Consider the following 19175-nt stretch of genomic DNA (forward strand, 5'->3'; position numbering starts at 1 on the left):
CAATGCGGAAAACGGCGATAATCGATGCTGTGGTGCATGAACAGAGGTCGCAGGGGTCGTTGTCACGGTCCCGTCATCAGGAAGACATCTCGGCGGGCGGGCCGGAGGAGTGGGGCGCGGTGCTCGCGCCCCGGCTCGCGCAGTTCGCCGCGGTCGCGCGCGAGGAGCACGTCACGCGCGCCGCGCGCGCCCTCGGCGTCCCGCAGCCGACGCTGAGCCGGGCGATGGTGCGTCTCGAAGCGGACCTGGGCGTCGCGCTCTTCGCCCGCCGGGGGCGCACGCTGTCGCTGACGACCGCGGGCCGCGACTTCCTCGCGTACGCGGAGCGCGCGCTGGCCGAGGTGGCGCGCGGCGCCGAGGCGGTACGCGCCGACGCGCACCCCGAGACGGGCAAGGTCGCCTTCGGCTTCCTGCACACGCTCGGCTCCGAGACCGTGCCGGGGCTGCTGCGGGAGTTCCGCAAGGACCACCCGCGGGTGCGCTTCGCGCTGGTGCAGAACTACGGCGAGTGGATGCTGCAGCGGCTGCGGGCGGGCGAGTTGGACCTGTGCCTGACCTCGCCGGTGCCGGACGCGCCCGATCTTCAGGCGCGGCGCCTCGACGCGCAGCGCCTGCGGCTCGTGGTGCCGGACGACCACCGGCTCGCCGGCCGCCGCCGGATCCGGCTGGCGGAGGTGGCGGAGGACCCGTTCGTGACGCTGGAGCCGGGCTACGGGATGCGGCGGATGATGGAGGAGCTGTGCGCGGAGGCGGGGTTCGTGCCGCGCGTCGCGTTCGAGGGGGAGGAGGCGGAGACGATCCGCGGGCTGGTCGCGGCGGGCCTCGGCGTCGCGCTGCTGCCGCCGCCCGCGGTGCCGCGGCCGGGGGTGGTGGAACTGGACGTCACGTCGCCCCGGGCGATCCGGGAGATCGGGGTGGCGTGGGTGGCGGGGCAGCAGGAGACGGCGCCGGTGGGGGCGTTCCGGCGGTTCCTGCTGGGACGGCGGGGGCAGTTGCTGGCGGGGTAGCCGGCACGGTCCGGCGGCGGGGTCGCGCCGGTGGCCCGTACTGAGGGCCGTGGCGGCGGCCGGTGCGGGGGCTGGGGCGGTGGCTCGTACAGGGGCTGGGGCGGTGGCGCGCGCGGGGGGCTGTGGCGGGTGCGCCGTACCGGGGGTCGTGCCGCCCGGGCCGAACTTCCCGCGCAACCTTGCCCGCACACCCGCCCCAGGGTAGGCCGCCCCTCCGACAACGCATCCGCTCACCGCCGCACCCGCCCGCTGCCGCGTCGGCGGTGCCCCGCCGCAGCGGCCCCTACGCCGGGGCGAACCCGGCCGCCAGCGGCATCCGCAGGCCGATCGGCGGGGGCGCGGCGAGCGCGTCGGCGAGCGGCCTGCTGTACGGCCGGCCGAAGAGCGAGCCCCTGACGAAGTCGGCGGCCAGCGCGAGGACTTCGGGCCGGTGCTGGTGCAGCCCGTGGCCGTCGGAGTGCACCTCGAAGCGGCACACGTCGCGGTTGGCCTTCTTCGCCCGCACCGCCAGCCGGTACGACAGGTCCGGGTCGGTGCGCGCGTCGTCCGTGCCGTGCACGAGCAGCACGGTGCGCCCGCTCAACTGCCGTACGGGCTCGGCGTCCGCCGCCTGCGCGTCCGGCAGCCACGGCGCGAGCGCCAGCACCGAGACGACCGCCTCGTGGCCGGCGGCGCGCAGCGCGGCCCGGCCGCCGACGTCGGTGCCGACCAGCGCCACCGGCACGTCCCCGTACCGCCGTACGACCTCCTCCAGCGCCCACTCCGCGTCCTGCGCGGCGTCCGCCGCCGCGCCGTTCCAGCCCCGGAAGCGGTAGTGCACGGTGTGCGCGACGAGCCCCTCGCCGCGTCCCGCGCGGCCGAGCCGGCGGGCCAGCGACCACACGGAGGCGGCGGCGAGCCGCGACGGCCGCCGGCTGCTCTCCCCCTCACCCGCGGGCAGCACCAGCGCCACCGCCTGCGCGGAGGGCGCCCCGATGGCACGTCCGAGCCGGGCGGGGCGGGTCACGCTGGTCTCCTGAGGCATGGCAGCACGATTCCAGATGCCGACACCCCCTGCCCAGTGGTCTGCACCACCCGGCACACGGCGACCGGGCCCTGCGCACAGTGCAGTTGCGGGACCCGGCCCGGGGCCTGGGACGGCGGCGGTCAGCGACGGGCGACGAGGACCCGCCCGCCGAGTCGGTCGCCGCGCGGCCCGGCGGTCCACCGGGGGCAACCGTGTGCTGAGGCGCGGAGGGCCGTCTCCCGGCGCCCGCGCGCCCCCTGCGCGGCGCTCCCCCCCCGGCGCCGGCCCCGCCGCCCGGGCACGCCGCCCCGCAGCTCCGAGGGCGCCGTGCCTCCTGGCCACACGCGCCGCTACGACCCGCTCCCGCCTACTCCGCTCCAGGGATCTCCGCCCACCCGTCATCTGCCGCCTGCCCTCTCGCCGCCGCGGCACCCGGGGTCGGCGCCCGCCGCCGGGTCCCGCCGTCGGGCACCGCTCTACGCGCGTAGGATGGCCCAAATCGTGACCAGAAAGGGGTGCCGCATGGCGGACGACAACGGAAGGGCCACGGCCGTGCCGGACGCGGCGCGGATTCGGCGGGCGCCCAAGGTGCTGCTCCACGACCACCTCGACGGCGGCCTCCGCCCCGCCACCATCGTCGACATCGCCCGCGAGACCGGCTACGACGGGCTGCCCGAGAGCGACCCCGAGCGGCTCGGCGCCTGGTTCCGGGAGGCCGCCGACTCCGGCTCCCTGGAGCGCTACCTGGAGACCTTCGCCCACACCTGCGCCGTGATGCAGACCCGCGACGCCCTGGTGCGGGTCGCCGCCGAGTGCGCCGAGGACCTGGCCGCCGACGGCGTCGTCTACGCCGAGGTGCGCTACGCCCCCGAGCAGCACCTCCAGGGCGGGCTGAGCCTGGAGCAGGTCGTGGAGGCCGTCAACGAGGGCTTCCGCGAGGGCGAGCGGCGCGCCCACGCCGCCGGGCACCGCATCCGCATCGGCGCGCTGCTCACCGCCATGCGGCACGCCGCCCGCTCGCTGGAGATCGCCGAACTCGCCAACCGCTACCGCGACCTCGGCGTCGTCGGCTTCGACATCGCCGGCGCCGAGGCCGGCTTCCCGCCCACCCGCCACCTCGACGCCTTCGAGTACCTGAAGCGGGAGAACAACCACTTCACCATCCACGCCGGCGAGGCGTTCGGCCTGCCGTCGATCTGGCAGGCGCTGCAGTGGTGCGGCGCCGACCGGCTCGGCCACGGCGTACGGATCATCGACGACATCCACGTCGCCGAGGACGGCACCGTCAAGCTCGGCCGGCTGGCGGCGTACGTGCGCGACAAGCGGATCCCGCTGGAGCTGTGCCCCACGTCCAATCTCCAGACCGGCGCCGCCGCCTCGTACGCCGAGCACCCCATCGGGCTGCTGCGCCGGCTCTACTTCCGCGCCACGGTCAACACCGACAACCGGCTCATGAGCGGCACGAGCATGAGCCGCGAGTTCGAGGAGCTGGTGCGCACGTTCCACTACACGCTGGACGACATGCAGTGGTTCACCGTCAATGCCATGAAGTCGGCTTTCATTCCTTTCGATGAAAGACTGGCGATGATCAATGAGGTCATCAAGCCCGGATATGCCGGGCTGAAGTCGGAGTGGCTCTTTCGCTGACCGGCTCCGACCTGCGAATTCAGGTGCCTGCCCGGCCGATTGGCGATGGTCCTACGATCCGCGGATGGGGCCGTACGGACCAACTTGCGCACCGGCGGGGCGGTCTTTGCCGCGGCGATATCCGGCCGGTTACGTTTCTCTTTGCCGCTCGATATCCGCAAGGACGAGGACCTGAATTCCATGAAGACCCGCAAGATCTTCGGTACCGCACTGCTCGGCGCCGCCTTCGCCGCCGCCGCGGCGGGCACCGCCTCCGCCGCGACCGTCCCCGGCCTGCCCGACCCGGTCGGTCAGCTCACCTCCCCGCTGACGTCGGTCACCGGTGCCAACCCGGCGGCCAACGGCACCCCGGCCGCCCCCGACGCCCAGTCTCCGGGCCTCGGACAGCTCGGCGCGGTGACCAGCGCGCTTCCCGTCGGGGCCCTGCCGCTCTGACGCCCGTACGCACACGGCCGGGGCCGGCATCCGCAGCGGATGCCGGCCCCGGCTTCGTGTCGTCGGAAGTCCGTCCTCACCAGGCCGGGCTGTGCTGCTTCTCCTCGCCGGGCATCATCACCCACAGCGCGAGGTAGAGCAGGAACTGCGGGCCCGGCAGCAGGCAGGACACCACGAAGACGGTACGTACGGTGGTGGGGGTCGTGTCGAAGCGCCGGGCCAGGCCCGCGCACACCCCGGCGATCATCCGGCCCTCGCGCGGTCTCGTCGGCATGGCCATGGCTGCGTCACTCCTCGGGTCGGCGTCCGCGGCCCGTGTCGTGCGGGCCACTGATTTCACCGTAGGCACACAAGCCGGACGAAACGTCGCCCTACGGGGCGATCTCGACCCTGGTGATTCTCGGGGTCGGGCCCTGAGCCGTCCCGCCTCCCGTCCCGTCCCCCGTACGGTCCGGCTCCTCCGCGCCGGCCGCCTCCTCCGCGTGCGCCGCACCCGCCGCGCGGCCCGCGGGGTGCCGCCTGCGCAGCCGCGCCCGCGTGGCCGGGACCACCGCCAGATGCGCCAGCGCTATCCCCAGGATGTAGAGCAGCATCGTGTCCACGTTCGCGACCTGCCCCGGCACCGCGGTCTTCAGCAACTCGACGACCAGCGCCAGCATCGAGCCCGCGAAGACGGTACGGGCGAAGGACCCGGCTGCCGACACCCGGAGCCGCCCGCGGATCAGCGGCAGCAGCACCCCCGCGGGGGCCAGCACGAACAGCGACTCGACGGTGTACCGCAGCGCCGCCCAGGCGTCCTCGCCGTACTCGGCGCGGATCGTCCGGAGGGGTCGCAGATTCGCCGCGTCAACCCACGGCACGGCGTTGGGGCGGAGCGTAAACCACCAGACTGCGAGCAGATGCAGGACTAGGAGGACAACGCCGGCCACCCGGATTCTCAGGGCGGTCGTCCCGCCCGTCGCATGGCGCTGCACGCAGGCAATGACGCGGCTACCGACCCGTACGGTTCCCGTCATCCGCCACCGGAGTGTGATCTTCGGTGCGGAGGCGGCGCACGGACGGCGCGCAGGCGGTGCGCGCGCCCCGCAGCCGCCGGGACCGCGCCCCCGCGGCGCGGAAAACCTCAGGCCGCGGGCTCGCCCACGGTGTTCTCCGGCGCCCGCAGCGCGTCGTCAGTGCAGCGGTACGTGTACGGCGGATCGCCCGCCTCCGGGCCCGCCAGCACCGCCGTGCGCTCCTCGCCCGCCGCGAACGTGCACACGATCTGCGCCAGCATCGGCGACCCCAGCCCCTGCGGATCCCGGCTGAGCCGCACCGCGCCCGCGGGATCCCCGGAAATCCGGTCTGCCACCCGCAGCCCCGAGACGGCGGTGGAGTAGCCGGCCTGCTCCTCGTCCTCGCCCGGCTCCCGCTCCAGCTCCGTCAGCAGCCGCGCCGCCAGCTCCCTGCCCGCCAGGTCCTCGGGGACGCTCCGGGGCACCGGCGCGAGCTGCGAACCGCACACCAGGTACACCGTCCGCAGCGTCTCGCCGTCCCCCGGACTCGCCGCCGGCGACGGGCCGCCCGGCGCGCACTCCGCCCGCGACGGCGCGCTGCCCGCGTCCACGGGCACGGACGTGGGCCGGATCCCGCACCCGGTGGCCAGCACCGCGACGGCGACCGCCAGGGCCTGTGTCAAAAGTCCCGTCGTCCGCCCGCAGGGCGGGCGCCGCGGCGTCTGGTGCGGTGCATCGCAAGGCGGAGCGTCGTCCGCATACCGGGTCGTATTCGGACGATGCGACAACGCAGCGAGGTGCCGTGCCAGGCGTCGCGGCGCAGGCGGGACTTTCGACACAGGCCCTAGGGCCGCGAAGACCGGCCGGTTCGAGGCTGCCGCCCTCACTCGTCCTCCTGCTCCAGGGCCTCCGCCGCCGCCGACGAGTCCCGCGGCAGCCGCAGCGTGAACACCGCCCCGCCCGCCGGGTCGTTGGCCGCGGTGATCGTACCGCCGTGGATCCGTGCGCTCTCCACCGCGATGGACAGCCCGAGGCCGCTGCCGTCGGAGCGCGGGCGCGCGGTGTCCGCCTTGTAGAACCGGTCGAAGACGTGCGGCAGCACCTCGGCCGGGATGCCGGGGCCGTTGTCCTTGACCTCGATCAGCAGATCGCCGGCGGTGGGTGCGTCCGCCGTGGTTCGCACCGAGACGCGCACGGGGGAGCCGCCGTGCTTGAGCGCGTTGCCGATGAGGTTGGCGAGGATCACGTCGAGGCGCCGCGGGTCCAGCCGCGCGACGATGCCGCGGTCGGCGTCCAGCTCCACCGCGTCCAGCCAGGCCCGGGCGTCGATGCACGCGGTGACCTGGTCGGCGACGTCGACGTCGTCGAGGACGAGCCGGGCGGTGCCCGCGTCGAAGCGGGTCACCTCCATCAGGTTCTCCACCAGGTCGTTGAGCCGCCGGGTCTCCTGCACCACGAGCTGCACCGCGGGCGCGATCATCGGGTCCAGGTTCTCCTGCTCCTCCTCCAGTACCTCGGACACCGCGGTCATCGCGGTCAGCGGCGTCCGCAGCTCGTGCGACATGTCCGCCACGAACCGCCGGCTGGACTTCTCCCGCTCGCTCAGCTCCTCCACCCGCTTCTGGAGCCGCTCCGCGGTCTGGTTGAACGTCCGCGACAGGTCCGCCAGTTCGTCGGTGCCGGTGACCCGCAGCCGGGTGTCGAGCTTGCCCTCGCCGAGCCGCCGCGCCGCCTCGCCGAGCCGCTGCACGGGCCGCAGCACCGTGGACGCGGCGCCCTGCGCGAGCAGCGCGGAGCCGATGAGGGACAGGCCGGTCGCGATGCCCAGCGACCAGGCCAGCGAGTTGAGGTCCCGGCGCTCGGAGTCCAGCGACTTGAACATGTAGCCGGTCCAGTCGGTCCCGATCACCCGGGCACCGCCGACGAGGTACGGCGTCCCGTCCATCGTCACCCGCTGCCAGTACAGGTGGTACGGCCACTTGCCGTCGTCGCGCCGCTGGTCGACCGCCGTCTTCAGGGTCTTCGGCACGTCGTGCAGCGTGAACGACGGGTCGGAGCGCTCCACGCAGCCCGGCTCACCGCCGCTGCCACCGCCGCCGGAAATCAATATGACGTCGAAGTTCTGCGTGGTGCTCGACAGCCGCCGCGCGGCCTTGGCGAGGTCGGTGCAGCCGGCCCGCAGGTCCAGCTCGCCGCCCTCGTCCTGCAGCGACTCCCGGAAGTCCTTCAGCGACGCGTCCTGCGTGCGGGTGAGCACGGAGTCCCGGTTCAGCCAGTACGCGATGCCGGCCACCGACACCGCCGAGACCAGCGCCACCAGCGCGAACACGATGACCAGACGCAGTCGCAGGCTGATCCAGCGCAGCAGCCCCGCCGCCCAGCCGCGTACGAGCCCCTGCCGCCCCGGCGCGTCGGCGGGGCCCGGACTCACGAGGGCGGATCCAGCCGGTAGCCCACACCGCGCACGGTCTTGATCAGGGTCGGCGCGGACGGCACGTCCTCGACCTTCGCGCGCAGCCGCTGTACGCAGGCGTCGACCAGCCGGGAGTCGCCCAGGTAGTCGTGCTCCCAGACGAGCTGGAGCAGCTGCTGGCGGGAGAGCGCCTGGCCGGGCCTGCGGCTCAGCTCCAGCAGCAACCGCAGCTCCGTCGGCGTCAGTTGCAGATGCTCGCCGTCCTTGGTGACGGTCATCGCCGAGCGGTCGATCACGACGTTCCCGTAGGTCGCCGAGTCGGTCGTCTCCCGCTCGCCGCGGCGCAGCACCGCGCGGATCCGGGCGTCGAGCACCCGCCCCTGCACGGGCTTGACGACATAGTCGTCGGCGCCCGACTCCAGCCCGACCACCACGTCGATGTCGTCGCTGCGCGCGGTCAGCAGGATGATCGGCAACTGGTCGGTGCGGCGGATGCGCCGGCACACCTCGAAGCCGTCGATGCCGGGCAGCATCACATCCAGCACGATCAGGTCGGGCCGCTGCTCGCGCAGCAGCTTGAGCCCGTCCTCACCGGTCGCCGCGGTGGTCACGCGGTGGCCCTGGCGGGAGAGGGACATCTCCAGCGCGGTGCGGATGGCGTCGTCGTCCTCGATCAGCAACAGAGAAGGCACCGGGTCATTCTGGCAGGGCGCGCCGGAAGGGGCGAGTTCGCCGTCATCACGGGCTTCGGGAGGGGCCGTGTAAGGGGCAGGGACCCCCTGTTGCACGCCTGTGACAGTCGGCGGACAGCGCGATGAAGTCGGGACGCCAGGATTCTGGACGTCGGGCAAGCCCGGCACAGCAAAGCCGACCGAAGCAGACTCCACCGACGGGGGGCGTGAGATGAACGCACTGCACGACAGCACCACCAGCGCAGCGGTTCAGACACGCCTGCACGCCAAGGGGGGGAGTGCTGAGGGGATGGCTCCCGGCCGCGCCACGCGCGGTACGGGGGAGTCCGGTGCCGCGAACGCGCGGGGGTGTGGTCGCGGCACCGGGCGTCGTCCTCCGTACATGGTCGCGATCGCGGGCAGCACGGGCCCCGGGGGGACCGGCGCGAAGCCGGCGGGGAACGGGCAGACCGCGGACCCGGGGGGGAACGGGGGAAACGGGGGGGACGGCGGGAGGAAGAAGGCGTACGGAGAGGTGCCGGGGGAAACGGTCGGCACGCAGGCCGGGGCCGCCGCGGAGGCTGACAGCACCGCGGCGTTCACCGCCTACGTGGCCGAGCGGCGCGCCTCTCTGTACGCCACCGCCTACCACCTGACCGGCGACCGGTTCGAGGCGGAGGACCTGCTGCAGAGCGCACTGTTCTCCACCTACCGGGCGTGGGACCGGATCAGCGACAAGGCCGCGGTGGGGGGCTACCTCCGCCGCACGATGACGAACCTGCACATCAGCGCTTGGCGCCGGCGCAAGCTCGCGGAGTACCCGACCGAGGAACTCCCCGAGGCGCCGGGGGAGTCGGACGCCATGCGCGGCACGGAACTGCGCACGGTGCTCTGGCAGGCGCTGGCGCGGCTGCCCGAGATGCAGCGCACGATGCTTGTGCTGCGTTACTACGAGGGCAGGACCGACCCGGAGATCGCCGACGTGCTGGGGATCAGCGTGGGGACCGTCAAGAGCAGCATCTGGCGCTCGCTGCGCCGGCTGCGCGACGACGAGGCGCTGAGCTTCGGGCGGGACCGGGAGGAGTCGTTCGAGGAGCTCGTGGCCTGAGGGGGACGATGACCGGGGACGGGGGAACCCGGGGCCACGGGAGGGGAACAACGGGGGAAATCGGGGGATAAGGGGGGGAATCGGGGGAGCGGGGGGAGACCACGAGACCGTACGGGGGCTGGGGGGCACCCGGGGACTCGGGGGATCGGGGGACGAGGCGGGGCCGGACGCGCGGGGGGTGCGTCCGGCCCCACCTCGTGCGCGGGGCGCGCGGGTGCCGCGCCGGCCGGGCCGCGACAGCTGCGGCGCCAGGCCGTCCACCGGCTGCCGCGCCGGGCGCGCGGGCGGCGTGCGGGCGCGGCGTACGGGCGGATACGGGCGCGGGCGGCGCGGGTAGCCGGCCGTCCACCGGCGCGCGCGGGGGCGGCGCGGGCGCGCACCTCGCGGTGCCCGCCCGCGCCTGCGGTCTCCGCGCACGCGGCCCGTACGCCCCGCAGCCCCGGACGGAGGCCGTCAGTACGCCGAGCCGCTCACGCCCAGGCTGCCCGTCGGGTGCCAGACCGTCTTCGTCTCCAGGAACGCCGTCAGCCGCCCCGTCCCCGGGTCCGCCGTCCAGTCGTACGGCTGCCGCGGCCGCAGCACCCGCTTCAGGTTGTCCGCCGCCGCCACCTCCAGCTCCCGCGCCAGCTCCGCGTCCGCGCCCGTCAGGTCGATGGCGTTGACGTCCTGGTGCGCGGCCAGCGTCGGCGCGATCTCCGCGGTACGCCCCGAGAGCACGTTGACGACACCCCCCGGCACGTCCGACGTGGCCAGCACCTCCGCCAGCGACAGCGCCGGCAGCGGCCGCTCCTCGGCGGCCACGACCACCGCCGCGTTGCCCGTGGCGATCACCGGCGCGAGCACCGACACCAGCCCCAGCAGCGCGGACTCCTGCGGCGCGACGACGGCGACGACGCCCGTGGGCTCCGGCGCGGAGATGTTGAAGTACGGCCCGGCGACCGGGTTTCCGCCGCCGGCGACCTGGGCGACCTTGTCGGTCCACCCCGCGTACCAGACCCACCGGTCGATCGCCGCGTCCACCTGCGCCGCCGACTTGGCCTTCGACAGGCCCTCGGCGTCGGCCACCTCCGCGACGTACTGCTCGCGCCGCCCCTGGAGCATCTCGGCCACCCGGTAGAGCACCTGGCCGCGGTTGTACGCGGTCGCGCCGGACCACCCGGCGACGGCCTTGCGGGCGGCGACCACCGCATCCCGGGCGTCCTTGCGGGAGGCGCGGGGCGCGTTGGCGAGCCAGCGGCCCTTCGCGTCGGTCACCTCGTACACCCGCCCGCTCTCCGAGCGGGGGAACTTCCCGCCCACGTACAGCTTGTAGGTCTTGAGGACCGACAGCCTCGCATCCGCCTGTGTCATCGCAGGTATGCCTCCAGCCCGTGGCGGCCGCCCTCGCGGCCGAAGCCCGACTCCTTGTAGCCGCCGAACGGCGAGGTCGGATCGAACTTGTTGAACGTGTTCGCCCACACGACGCCCGCGCGCAGCCGGTCGGCCATCGCCAGGATCCGCGAGCCCTTCTCCGTCCAGACCCCGGCGGACAGGCCGTACGGCGTGTTGTTGGCCTTCGCGACCGCCTCGGCGGGGGTGCGGAACGTCAGCACCGAGAGCACCGGGCCGAAGATCTCCTCGCGCGCGACGCGGTGCGCCTGCGTGACGCCGGTGAAGAGCGTCGGCGCGAACCAGTAGCCGCTGTCGGGCAGTTCGCACGGCGCCGTCCAGCGCTGCGCGCCCTCCGCGTCGCCGGCGTCGGCCAGCTCCGTGATGCGGGCGAGCTGCTCGGCGGAGTTGATGGCGCCGATGTCGGTGTTCTTGTCCAGCGGGTCGCCGAGCCGCAGCGTGGCCAGGCGCCGCTTCAGCGCGTCCAGCACCTCGTCGGCCACCGACTCCTGCACCAGCAGCCGGGAGCCGGCGCAGCACACCTGGCCCTGGTTGAAGAAGATGCCGCCGACGATGCCCTCGACGGCCTGGTCGACCGGCGCGTCGTCGAAGACGATGTTGGCGCCCTTGCCGCCCAGCTCCAGCGTGAGCCGCTTGTCGGTGCCGGCGACGGACCGGGCGATCTCCTTGCCGACGGCCGTCGAGCCGGTGAACGCGACCTTGTCGACGTCCGGGTGCGCGACGAGCGCGGCGCCCGCGTCCCCGTAGCCGGGGAGGATGTTGACCACCCCGCGGGGCAGCCCGGCCTGGCGGCAGATGTCGGCGAAGAACAGCGCGGACAGCGGGGTGGTCTCGGCGGGCTTGAGCACCACCGTGTTGCCGCAGGCCAGCGCAGGGGCGATCTTCCAGGCGAGCATCAGCAGCGGGAAGTTCCACGGGATGACCTGCCCGGCGACGCCCAGCGGCTTCGGGTCGGGGCCGAAGCCGGCGTATCCGAGCTTGTCGGCCCAGCCGGCGTAGTAGAAGAAGTGCGCGGCGACCAGCGGCAGGTCGGCGTCGCGGGTCTCGCGGATCGGCTTGCCGTTGTCCAGCGTCTCCAGCACCGCCAGTTCCCGTGAGCGCTCCTGGATGATGCGGGCGATACGGAACAGGTACTTGCCGCGCTCCGCGCCGGGCAGCGCCGACCAGGAGGTGAAGGCCCGGCGGGCGGCGGCGACCGCCCGCTCGACGTCCGCCTCGCCGGCGCGTGCGACCTCGGAGAGCACCTCCTCGGTCGCCGGGGCGACGGACTTGAAGACCTTGCCGTCGGCGGCCTCGGTGAACTCGCCGTCGACGAACAGGCCGTAGCTGGGCGCGATGTCGACGACCGAGCGGGACTCGGGCGCGGGCGCGTAGGCGAAGAGCTTGTGTTCAGCGGTCATGCGGCTCTGACCCCCTCTAGTCCACGGTCACGTAGTCGGGGCCGGAGTAGCGGCCGGTGCGCAGCTTCTGCCGCTGCATGAGCAGGTCGTTGAGCAGGCTGGAGGCGCCGAAGCGGAACCAGCGGTTGTCCAGCCAGTCGTCCCCGGCGGTCTCGTTGACGAGCACCAGGAACTTCACCGCGTCCTTGGCCGTGCGGATGCCGCCCGCGGGCTTCACGCCGACCTGCACGCCGGTGGCCGCGCGGTAGTCCCGTACGGCTTCGAGGAGGACGAGGGTGTTGGCGGGGGTGGCGTTCACGCCGACCTTGCCCGTCGAGGTCTTGATGAAGTCGGCGCCGGCCAGCATGCCGAGCCAGCTCGCCCGCCGGATGTTGTCGTACGTGGACAGCTCGCCGGTCTCGAAGATGACCTTCAGCCGGGCGCCGGCCGCGGCCTGCCGCACGGCGCGGATCTGCTCGTAGACCTCGAGGTAGCGGCCGGCGAGGAACGCGCCGCGGTCGATGACCATGTCGATCTCGTCGGCGCCCGCGGCCAGTGCCGCGCGGGTGTCGGCGAGCTTCACCTCCAGCGCCGCCCGCCCGGAGGGGAAGGCGGTGGCGACCGAGGCGACCTTGACGCCGGAGCCGGCCAGCGCCTCGGCGGCGACGGCGGCCAGGTCCGGGTACACGCAGACGGCCGCGACCTCCGGCGTCGTCCGGTCCGTGGGGTCCGGCGTACGGGCCTTGGCGCACAGCGAGCGCACCTTGCCGGGGGTGTCGGAGCCCTCCAGCGTCGTCAGGTCGATCATCGAGACCGCCAGGTCCAGGGCGTACGCCTTGGCGGTGGTCTTGATGGAGCGGGTGCCCAGGGCGGCGGCACGTGCCTCCAGGCCGACCGGGTCGACGCCGGGCAGCCCGTGCAGGAAGCGGCGGAGCGCGCCGTCGGAGGCCGTCACGTCCGCGAGGGACGCCGGCGGCCCTGCGGCTGCGGTGGGTATGCGGGGCATGGTCACCACACGAGCATATCTACCCGCGTAGCGTCCCGGGAGTGGGCATCCCGTCCCCGCGGATCGATGCGGGACCGCAATACCGGCGCGACGTCCGTATCCGGGCCGTCGGGCACAATCGGCGGCATGAGCAAGGACAGCCCGGCCGCCCGGCCGAAGTACGCCGACCGCGCCTACCGCTCCGTCGCCGGCATCGCCGCCGGTGTGCTGCTGCTGGCCCTCGGCGGCTGGCTCGGTGCCGACGCCCTGGTCCGCGGCAGCGGGCAGGCGCGGGCGATCGCCGTGGCGGCGCTGGTCGCGGGGGTGCCGATGGTGGTGTCGCTGACGCTGCGGCCGGTGGTGTACGCGGGCGAGGAGCGGCTGCGGGTGCGCAACCCGTTCCGCACGATCGTGGTGCCGTGGGGCCGGGTCGAGGAGATCCGCGCGGGCTATTCCAGCGAGGTCGTCACCGAGGACGCCACGTACCAGATGTGGGCGATCCCCGTCTCGCTGCGCGCGCGCAAGAAGGCGAACCGGCGGCGGGACCGCGCGGCCGGCGGCGGCGGGCTCTTCAGCCCGTCCAGCCGCACGGCGCTGTCGGACCCGGCGATGCGCCGGCCGGGGGCCACGGGCGCGAGCGACCTGGACCAGACCCCGGAGGACTTCACCCCGACGGCCGACAAGTCGATCCGCGAGCTGCGCGAGCTGGCGTACACGTACGGCGACCGCGAGGGCGCCCAGGGGCCGGTGTCGGTGCGCTGGGCGTACGAGATCCTCGGCCCGCTGGTCGCCGGGACTCTGGCCCTGATCATCGCCATCGCCGTCGGCTGAGGCCCCCGCGACCGATCCCAGACGGGGTCGTGCGTGCATATCCCCGTCGGGCTAGGGCGGGGGGCGCTGTGACGCGACGCGGCGGATATGCCGGGCGAGAAGTGCCGCATGATCTTCGCTGAGCCTCTTTTCGGTCACGAGGGAGATTGCGCCGGCAACGGTTCCGGCGTGGTGTACGGCGACTGCGATGGTGTCCCACCCTTCCTGGGTGGTGTGCTCGTAATTCCGCTGCCTGAGCCAGCGGCTGGTGTGCTCGGGCAGCAATCCGAGCCGCTGCCTCGTCCCGAAGGGGAGGAAAGCCGCCACCACCCTGCTCGCGGCGGTGCGCGCCCGGCTGTCGTCCGTCTGCGACCTGCTGATCTCTTCGAGCACTTCCAGTGGGCAGACGACGTCGAGGAGCGCGCAGAGGCTCCCTGAGCGAGGCGGCGGCGAGTGGTGGTACGCGACGTTGCACCCGGTGCGCAGGTGCAGGGACACCGCGTCGGCGTGCACGGTTCCGAGCAGGTGGGGGGCGCTTCGCTGCTGCCCGATCACCGCCCTGCCCCTCGGTGTCGCGTACAGCAGGCTGCCCGGGCCGTACGTGACGAACTCCCCCTGGCAGGCGGCTTTCGCGTGGGCCAGGGTGTCACGGACCGTCAGGTGCAGGGAATCGGCGATATTCCGGACGGACGGGGGTGTTTTCGCGGCGGTCAGCACGCTGAGCAGAGCGAATGTCTCGCTGCCGGCCCGGGATGTTTCCGGAGTCCGGCGACTCCGGTCGCGATCGCTGTACGTGTAAACGGGATGCAGGCGCTGGCGTTGATATCGGCCCGGTTCGATCAGGCACCGGGCCGGCCTTCTTTGCTGCTGCATTGCTGCCCTTCCCCATCACGGCATATGCCTCCGCAGCGGGTGATTCCAGTCCGGCCGATCGGGTGGCGAAATTGATGGGGCCATGGTTCGCGATGCCGAATAGGGGCGCAAGTGCCTGCGTGTAGCGCTACAGGAAGTAGCGCAGCACGGGCTGCCGGGGCGCGGCGCGCGGGCGCGGCGGCTCAGGCCGTACGGCCCGTGCCGGACGGCACGGGCAGGTCCCACCACCACGACACGCTCGGGATCTCCAGGGGGTTGGTGCTGTCGTCCGTGGGGGTGTCGCTGAACGTCGTGGGCAGGCCCGCCGGGTCGTCGGGGCGGGTGTAGCGGACCGACGTGATCCCCCAGTCCTGCGCACCGCGGATGAAGGCGTCGAGGCTGTGCAGGTACTGCCGCAGCTGCGGGGTGCCCTCCGCGGCGAGCTGCCTGCGCAGGCGCAGGTAGAGGCAGAGCACGCGGTCGCGCTGGGCCACGGCGGTGGCTATCGCGTCCTGGGGCGAGAGGCCGTGGTGTGCCGGGTCCTGGAGCACCCTGAGGACGTTGAGGAAGTACTTGCCGCTCCTGCTCTCCTTGTGGTGGGAGAACAGGTCGTTGTCCCAGGTGATGACGAAGAACGCCATCTCGGCCGCGGCGCGCACCGGGGTCCGGTCGCGTTCGCCGGGGTGGAGGTCGTAGCCGTACGCCATCTCCAGCAGCGGCAGGATGACCGACGTGGCGCCGTCGTAGAGCCGCATGAGGGTGTAGTCGTTGAGGTCGGGCACCGTGCCGCGGCTGCGGTGGCCGGCTTCCCAGACCACCGAGGTGAAGTACTGGCGCAGGGCCTCGACCCAGCGGGTGGCCTGGCCGGGGGTCGCGTGCGCGTCGACCCGGCGGCGCAGGTCGCGCAGGCCCGCGGCGAGCGGGTCGTCCAGCAGCATGGGCACCTGCGGGTTCTCGGCGACGCGCAGCATGCGGGACAGCTCGCCGAGCAGTTCGTGCGGCCGCGTACCGAGGGCCCCCTCCTCGCAGTGGCCGTCGTCGACGCCGAAGAGCCAGACGATGAAGTCGGCGGTGAGCTGCACGACTTCCTCGCGGCCCTCGGGGAGGATGCGGGCGGCGAAGGTGCCGATGTCGTGGTCGACGAGCCGGTCCCGCAGCTCGGGTGAGCCGATCTCGAAGGCGTTCGCCCACAGGGCGGTCTGCTTGTTGACGATCTCGTGGCGTGCGTGGATGGCGGGCGCGAGAGGCGAGAACAGCGCGGGAACAGTCGGCTCGCGGTCCATGTGGATCACCTCGGGGTTGTCCGGCGGGGCATCTGCGTGGTGCGGAGCCGTCCGACCGGCGGATCGCCGCCTGCCGGACGGCCTTCCGTCGTGCACTAAGCGGCCGACTGCCGTGGGGGCGCCATGGAACGCGGGTGCACGGTCATGGGCACGTGCTTCGGACGGGCCATCGCCGCGGTGGCCTCCTGGACCGCGTAGCCGGGCCGCGATCTGAGCTGCCAGCGGGGCAGGACGGTGGCGAGGGTGAGGGCGATCTCGGCGCGGGCGAAGGCGTCGCCGATGCACATGCGGTTGCCCGCGCCGTACGGGGTGAACGTCTGCCGTACCGGCTCCGAGGCCGCGGGCCGGTCGTCCGCCAGCCACCGTTCGGGGCGGAACGCGTCGGCGTCGGCGTAGATGCGGGGGTCGCGGTTCACCGCGTAGAGGCTGAAGGCGACTTCGGTCCCCGCGGGGAGGTCGGCGTCCCCCAGCCGGACGGGGCGGGCGGTGCGGCGCGCCAGGAGGACGACGCCGTGCAGCCGGATCACCTCGTCCAGCACCGCCCGGGTGTAGGTCAGTTCGCGGACGTGCCGGAAGGCGACCGGGCCGCTGCCCACCACCTCGTCGATCTCGGCGAGGAGGCGTTGTTCGGCCTCCGGGTGCTCGGCGAGTTCGTGGAACGTCCAGGCGAAGGTGGAGGCGACCGTCTCGGTGCCGGCGAAGAGCATGGTCGCCAGTTCGTCGCGGACCTCGGCGTCGGTGAGGCCGGCGCCGGTTTCCTCGTCCCGGGCGGCGAGGAGCATCGACAGCAGGTCCGCGTGGGTGTCGTCGGCCTGCCGGGTGGCGGTGATGACGTCGTCGATGACCTGCCGGAGCCTGGCGGCGGCGGCCAGGAAGCGGCGGTTGGCGGGGATCGGCAGCCGGTCCAGGACCGGCGGCAGCAGCGCCCGGGTGAGCATCGTGTCCAGGACCACGGGGATGTCGCGCCGCACCGCCCGGATCGCCGGCCTGCCCAGGTCGGACGCGAACATGGTCTCGGCGAGGGTGCCGATCGCGTAGTCGCTCATCAGCTCGTCGACGGCCACTTCCCTGCCCGGCTCCAGGGAGTCGGCGAGGTCGCGGGCGCGCCGGGCGATGACGTCCCCGTAGCCGGCGAGGCGCTGGCGGTGGAAGGCCGGCTGGATGAGCCTGCGGTGCCGCAGGTGCGTCTCGCCGTCGGCGGAGGCGAGGCCTCCGCCGACGAGCGGGGCCATGCGGTCGAAGAGCCTGCCCTTGTCGAAGGCCCGCGCCTGCTTCACGTAGATGTCGTGCACGAGTTCGGCGCTGTTGACGAAGACCATGGGCTGGCGGCCGAGTTCGACGCGTACGACGTCGCCGTCCTCGCGCAGTGACGAGATGAAGCCGAGCGGGTCCCGCAGCAGGGGCCGGAGATGGCCGACGAGCGGAAGCCACCCCGACGCTCGTGGGATGGCGCGCAGTTGTGGGTCTGCCCCCACGGGACTCTCCCTTCCTCACCTGCCCGGCGACTGGTTATGACTACCCAGACACGTATTCGTTGTACGCACAAGAGGGCGGGACCGCACCCGCCGGGAGGGCAGGTTACACGCGTGGGCGCCCCGGGCCCTCACCGGCCGGCGGGAGGGCTCGGGGCGTCAACGCACCGCGTACAGGCGGGTGTTGGCCGCTCAGCGGCGGATGCGGGCGAGCCAGGCGTGCAGCCGCTCCCGCAGGCCGCGCCGGGCCGGGACGGCCGTGGCGGTGGTGGTGGCTGTGGCGGGGGACGGCTCGCTCCGCTGCGGGCCGGCGGCTGCGTCCGCGGCCCCGGGTGCCGGCGCGGAGGCGGCCGCCTCCGCGACCGCGGGCTCGCGCCGCGGCGCGGGGACCGGGGCGTCGGCCGGGGTGTGGGCACCGCGGTGTACGGGCTTGGCGCTCTTCTGCGGGACGGGGAACGTCACGGGCAGCTGCTCCAGCAGGCTGCTCGTCCAGTCCTTGCGCCAGGTCAGCTCGTCCAGCTCGACCGCCAGCTCCATCTGCGGCAGCCGGGTGAGCAGCGTCTCGATCCCGGTCTCCGTGATCGCGCGCGCGAAGTCCTGCCCCGGGCACTCGTGCGGGCCCGCGCTGAACGCGAGGTGCGCGCTGTTGCCGTGTACGGGGGCGTCCAGGTCGGGCCGTACGTACGGGTCGAAGTTGGCCGCGGACAGGCCCAGTACCAGCAGCTCGCCCTCGGGGATCTCCGTCTCGCCCAGCTCGACCTTGCCGGTCGTCACCCGGTGCGGGCACCGCTCCATCGGCGGGTTGTCCCACAGGACCTGGTCCAGCGCGCTGGGCAGCGTCATCTGCCCGCCGCTGAGGTTGCCGCGGAAGTTCTTGTCGGTCAGGACCTTCAGCAGGACGTGGCCGACCAGGCTGACGGTCGTGGCGTTGGCGGCGATGAGGATGAGCCGCAGGTGCTCGCGCACCTCGATGTCGTTGAGGCCCGAGGAGTGCGCGAGGAGCCGGGTGGTGATGTCGTTGCCGGGAGCGGCCTTCTTGCGCGCCACCAACTGGTCGAGGGTGTCCGTCAGGTAGTCGTTGGCCGTGGCGGCGGACTCGCCGCCGCCGAGACTCGTCCAGGCCGCCTCGATCAGGCGGGGGCTGAACTCCTCGGGCATCCCGAAGAGCTTGGTGACGACGAGCAGCGGCAGGTGGTGGGCGAACTGCCCGACCAGATCGGCCTCGCCGGCCTGCGCGAACTCGTCGACGAGGCGGTCGGCGAAGCGCGTGATGTCGGTCCGGATGCCGCGCTTGTTGACGCTGCCCAGGCTCTCGGTGACGGCCGAGCGCAGCCGCTTGTGGTCCTCCCCGTCGGTGAACACGCACAGCGGCTGCCACGCGACGATCGGCGCCAGCGGGTGGTCGGAGGTCAGCTCGGGGGCGCGCTTCCAGAGCCTGGAGTCCCGGGTGAACGTCGCCGGGCTGCGCGCCACCCGCAGGTTCTCCGCGTACCCGAGGACCAGCCACGCCGGCAGGTCGCCCGGCAGCAGCACGGGCGCCACGGCGCCGTACCGCTCCCGGAGTTCCTCGTGCAGCCGCCGTGAGTCGGCCGCCTCGGGCCCGCCGAGCCGCACCAGGTCGTGGGCCGGACAGCCCGCCGGCGGGGCGGCGGCCGAGCCCGGTGAACCGTGGTCGAAGGGCGTGGAAGGAGACACCGGTCAACTCCTCGATAAGATCGACCCG

At 73.5% G+C, this 19175-nt stretch carries 18 protein-coding genes; 5 read left to right on the forward strand and 13 right to left on the reverse strand.

The annotated features are described in order from the left end of the window. Positions 1-29: 29 nt before the first annotated feature. Positions 30-1007 carry a LysR family transcriptional regulator gene (locus LG396_RS14805; protein ID WP_225795124.1) on the forward strand — a complete coding sequence of 326 codons (978 nt, stop codon included), beginning with the start codon at positions 30-32 and terminating at the stop codon, positions 1005-1007. Positions 1008-1290: 283 nt separating this feature from the next. On the opposite strand, the gene LG396_RS14810 is transcribed toward LG396_RS14805, so the two are convergent. Further along, on the reverse strand, positions 1291-2031 hold the full coding sequence (locus tag LG396_RS14810; protein ID WP_026276066.1) for an alpha/beta hydrolase: 741 nt from the start codon (positions 2029-2031) through the stop codon (positions 1291-1293). A gap of 504 nt (positions 2032-2535) precedes the next feature. On the opposite strand from LG396_RS14810, the gene LG396_RS14815 reads away from it, so the two are divergent. Together LG396_RS14815 and LG396_RS14820 are read left to right on the forward strand one after the other, a co-directional pair. After that, complete coding sequence (locus LG396_RS14815) at positions 2536-3660, forward strand: adenosine deaminase (RefSeq protein WP_018834662.1); 1125 nt, start codon at positions 2536-2538, stop codon at positions 3658-3660. A 180-nt stretch (positions 3661-3840) separates the two neighbouring features. Next, the gene (locus tag LG396_RS14820) at positions 3841-4095 is read left to right on the forward strand and encodes a hypothetical protein (protein ID WP_225795125.1); all 255 of its coding nucleotides are present in this window, start codon (positions 3841-3843) and stop codon (positions 4093-4095) included. A 76-nt stretch (positions 4096-4171) separates the two neighbouring features. Here LG396_RS14820 and LG396_RS14825 read toward each other — a convergent pair whose 3' ends face one another. From LG396_RS14825 to LG396_RS14845, 5 genes are all read right to left on the reverse strand, one after another. After that, positions 4172-4375 carry a PspC domain-containing protein gene (locus LG396_RS14825; protein WP_018834660.1) on the reverse strand — a complete coding sequence of 68 codons (204 nt, stop codon included), beginning with the start codon at positions 4373-4375 and terminating at the stop codon, positions 4172-4174. Positions 4376-4466: 91 nt separating this feature from the next. Further along, on the reverse strand, positions 4467-5111 hold the full coding sequence (locus LG396_RS14830; protein ID WP_225795126.1) for a VanZ family protein: 645 nt from the start codon (positions 5109-5111) through the stop codon (positions 4467-4469). A 107-nt stretch (positions 5112-5218) separates the two neighbouring features. Further along, positions 5219-5773, reverse strand: coding sequence for a hypothetical protein (locus LG396_RS14835; protein WP_225795127.1), 555 nt, complete (start codon positions 5771-5773; stop codon positions 5219-5221). 200 nt (positions 5774-5973) lie between these two features. Then, complete coding sequence (locus LG396_RS14840) at positions 5974-7521, reverse strand: ATP-binding protein (protein WP_308190105.1); 1548 nt, start codon at positions 7519-7521, stop codon at positions 5974-5976. After that, positions 7518-8195, reverse strand: coding sequence for a response regulator (locus tag LG396_RS14845; RefSeq protein ID WP_158691612.1), 678 nt, complete (start codon positions 8193-8195; stop codon positions 7518-7520). Before LG396_RS14845 ends, LG396_RS14840 begins: the two co-directional genes overlap by 4 nt. 211 nt (positions 8196-8406) lie before the next feature. Here LG396_RS14845 and LG396_RS14850 point away from each other — a divergent pair, with 211 nt between their 5' ends. Then, positions 8407-9282, forward strand: coding sequence for a SigE family RNA polymerase sigma factor (locus LG396_RS14850; protein WP_225795128.1), 876 nt, complete (start codon positions 8407-8409; stop codon positions 9280-9282). Positions 9283-9735: 453 nt separating this feature from the next. On the opposite strand, the gene LG396_RS14855 is transcribed toward LG396_RS14850, so the two are convergent. Genes LG396_RS14855 through deoC form a run of 3 tightly spaced genes read right to left on the reverse strand, consistent with a single transcriptional unit; the run spans position 9736 to position 13056 of the window. Then, on the reverse strand, positions 9736-10632 hold the full coding sequence (locus LG396_RS14855) for an aldehyde dehydrogenase family protein (RefSeq protein ID WP_037740301.1): 897 nt from the start codon (positions 10630-10632) through the stop codon (positions 9736-9738). Beyond that, the gene (locus LG396_RS14860) at positions 10629-12071 is read right to left on the reverse strand and encodes an aldehyde dehydrogenase family protein (RefSeq protein WP_037740303.1); all 1443 of its coding nucleotides are present in this window, start codon (positions 12069-12071) and stop codon (positions 10629-10631) included. The genes LG396_RS14855 and LG396_RS14860 overlap by 4 nt, the downstream gene beginning before the upstream one ends. Before the next feature lie 16 nt (positions 12072-12087). Beyond that, entirely contained in the window at positions 12088-13056 is a 969-nt protein-coding gene (deoC, locus tag LG396_RS14865) for a deoxyribose-phosphate aldolase (protein WP_037729820.1), read from the reverse strand. Positions 13057-13182: 126 nt separating this feature from the next. Between deoC and LG396_RS14870 the strand changes: the two genes are divergently transcribed. Next, complete coding sequence (locus LG396_RS14870; RefSeq protein WP_018834651.1) at positions 13183-13866, forward strand: PH domain-containing protein; 684 nt, start codon at positions 13183-13185, stop codon at positions 13864-13866. A 51-nt stretch (positions 13867-13917) separates the two neighbouring features. Here LG396_RS14870 and LG396_RS14875 read toward each other — a convergent pair whose 3' ends face one another. From LG396_RS14875 to LG396_RS14890, 4 genes are all read right to left on the reverse strand, one after another. Beyond that, positions 13918-14718, reverse strand: a complete 801-nt coding sequence (locus LG396_RS14875) for an IclR family transcriptional regulator (protein ID WP_225795129.1) — start codon at positions 14716-14718, stop codon at positions 13918-13920. A 182-nt stretch (positions 14719-14900) separates the two neighbouring features. After that, on the reverse strand, positions 14901-15980 hold the full coding sequence (locus LG396_RS14880; protein WP_225795130.1) for a selina-4(15),7(11)-diene synthase: 1080 nt from the start codon (positions 15978-15980) through the stop codon (positions 14901-14903). A 95-nt stretch (positions 15981-16075) separates the two neighbouring features. Next, complete coding sequence (locus LG396_RS14885; protein WP_225795244.1) at positions 16076-17437, reverse strand: cytochrome P450; 1362 nt, start codon at positions 17435-17437, stop codon at positions 16076-16078. 207 nt (positions 17438-17644) lie between these two features. After that, positions 17645-19147, reverse strand: coding sequence for a cytochrome P450 (locus tag LG396_RS14890; RefSeq protein WP_225795131.1), 1503 nt, complete (start codon positions 19145-19147; stop codon positions 17645-17647). Positions 19148-19175 lie beyond the last annotated feature (28 nt).

This window comes from Streptomyces aculeolatus (assembly GCF_020400605.1).
GTDB classification, from domain to species: Bacteria; Actinomycetota; Actinomycetes; order Streptomycetales; family Streptomycetaceae; genus Streptomyces; species Streptomyces aculeolatus.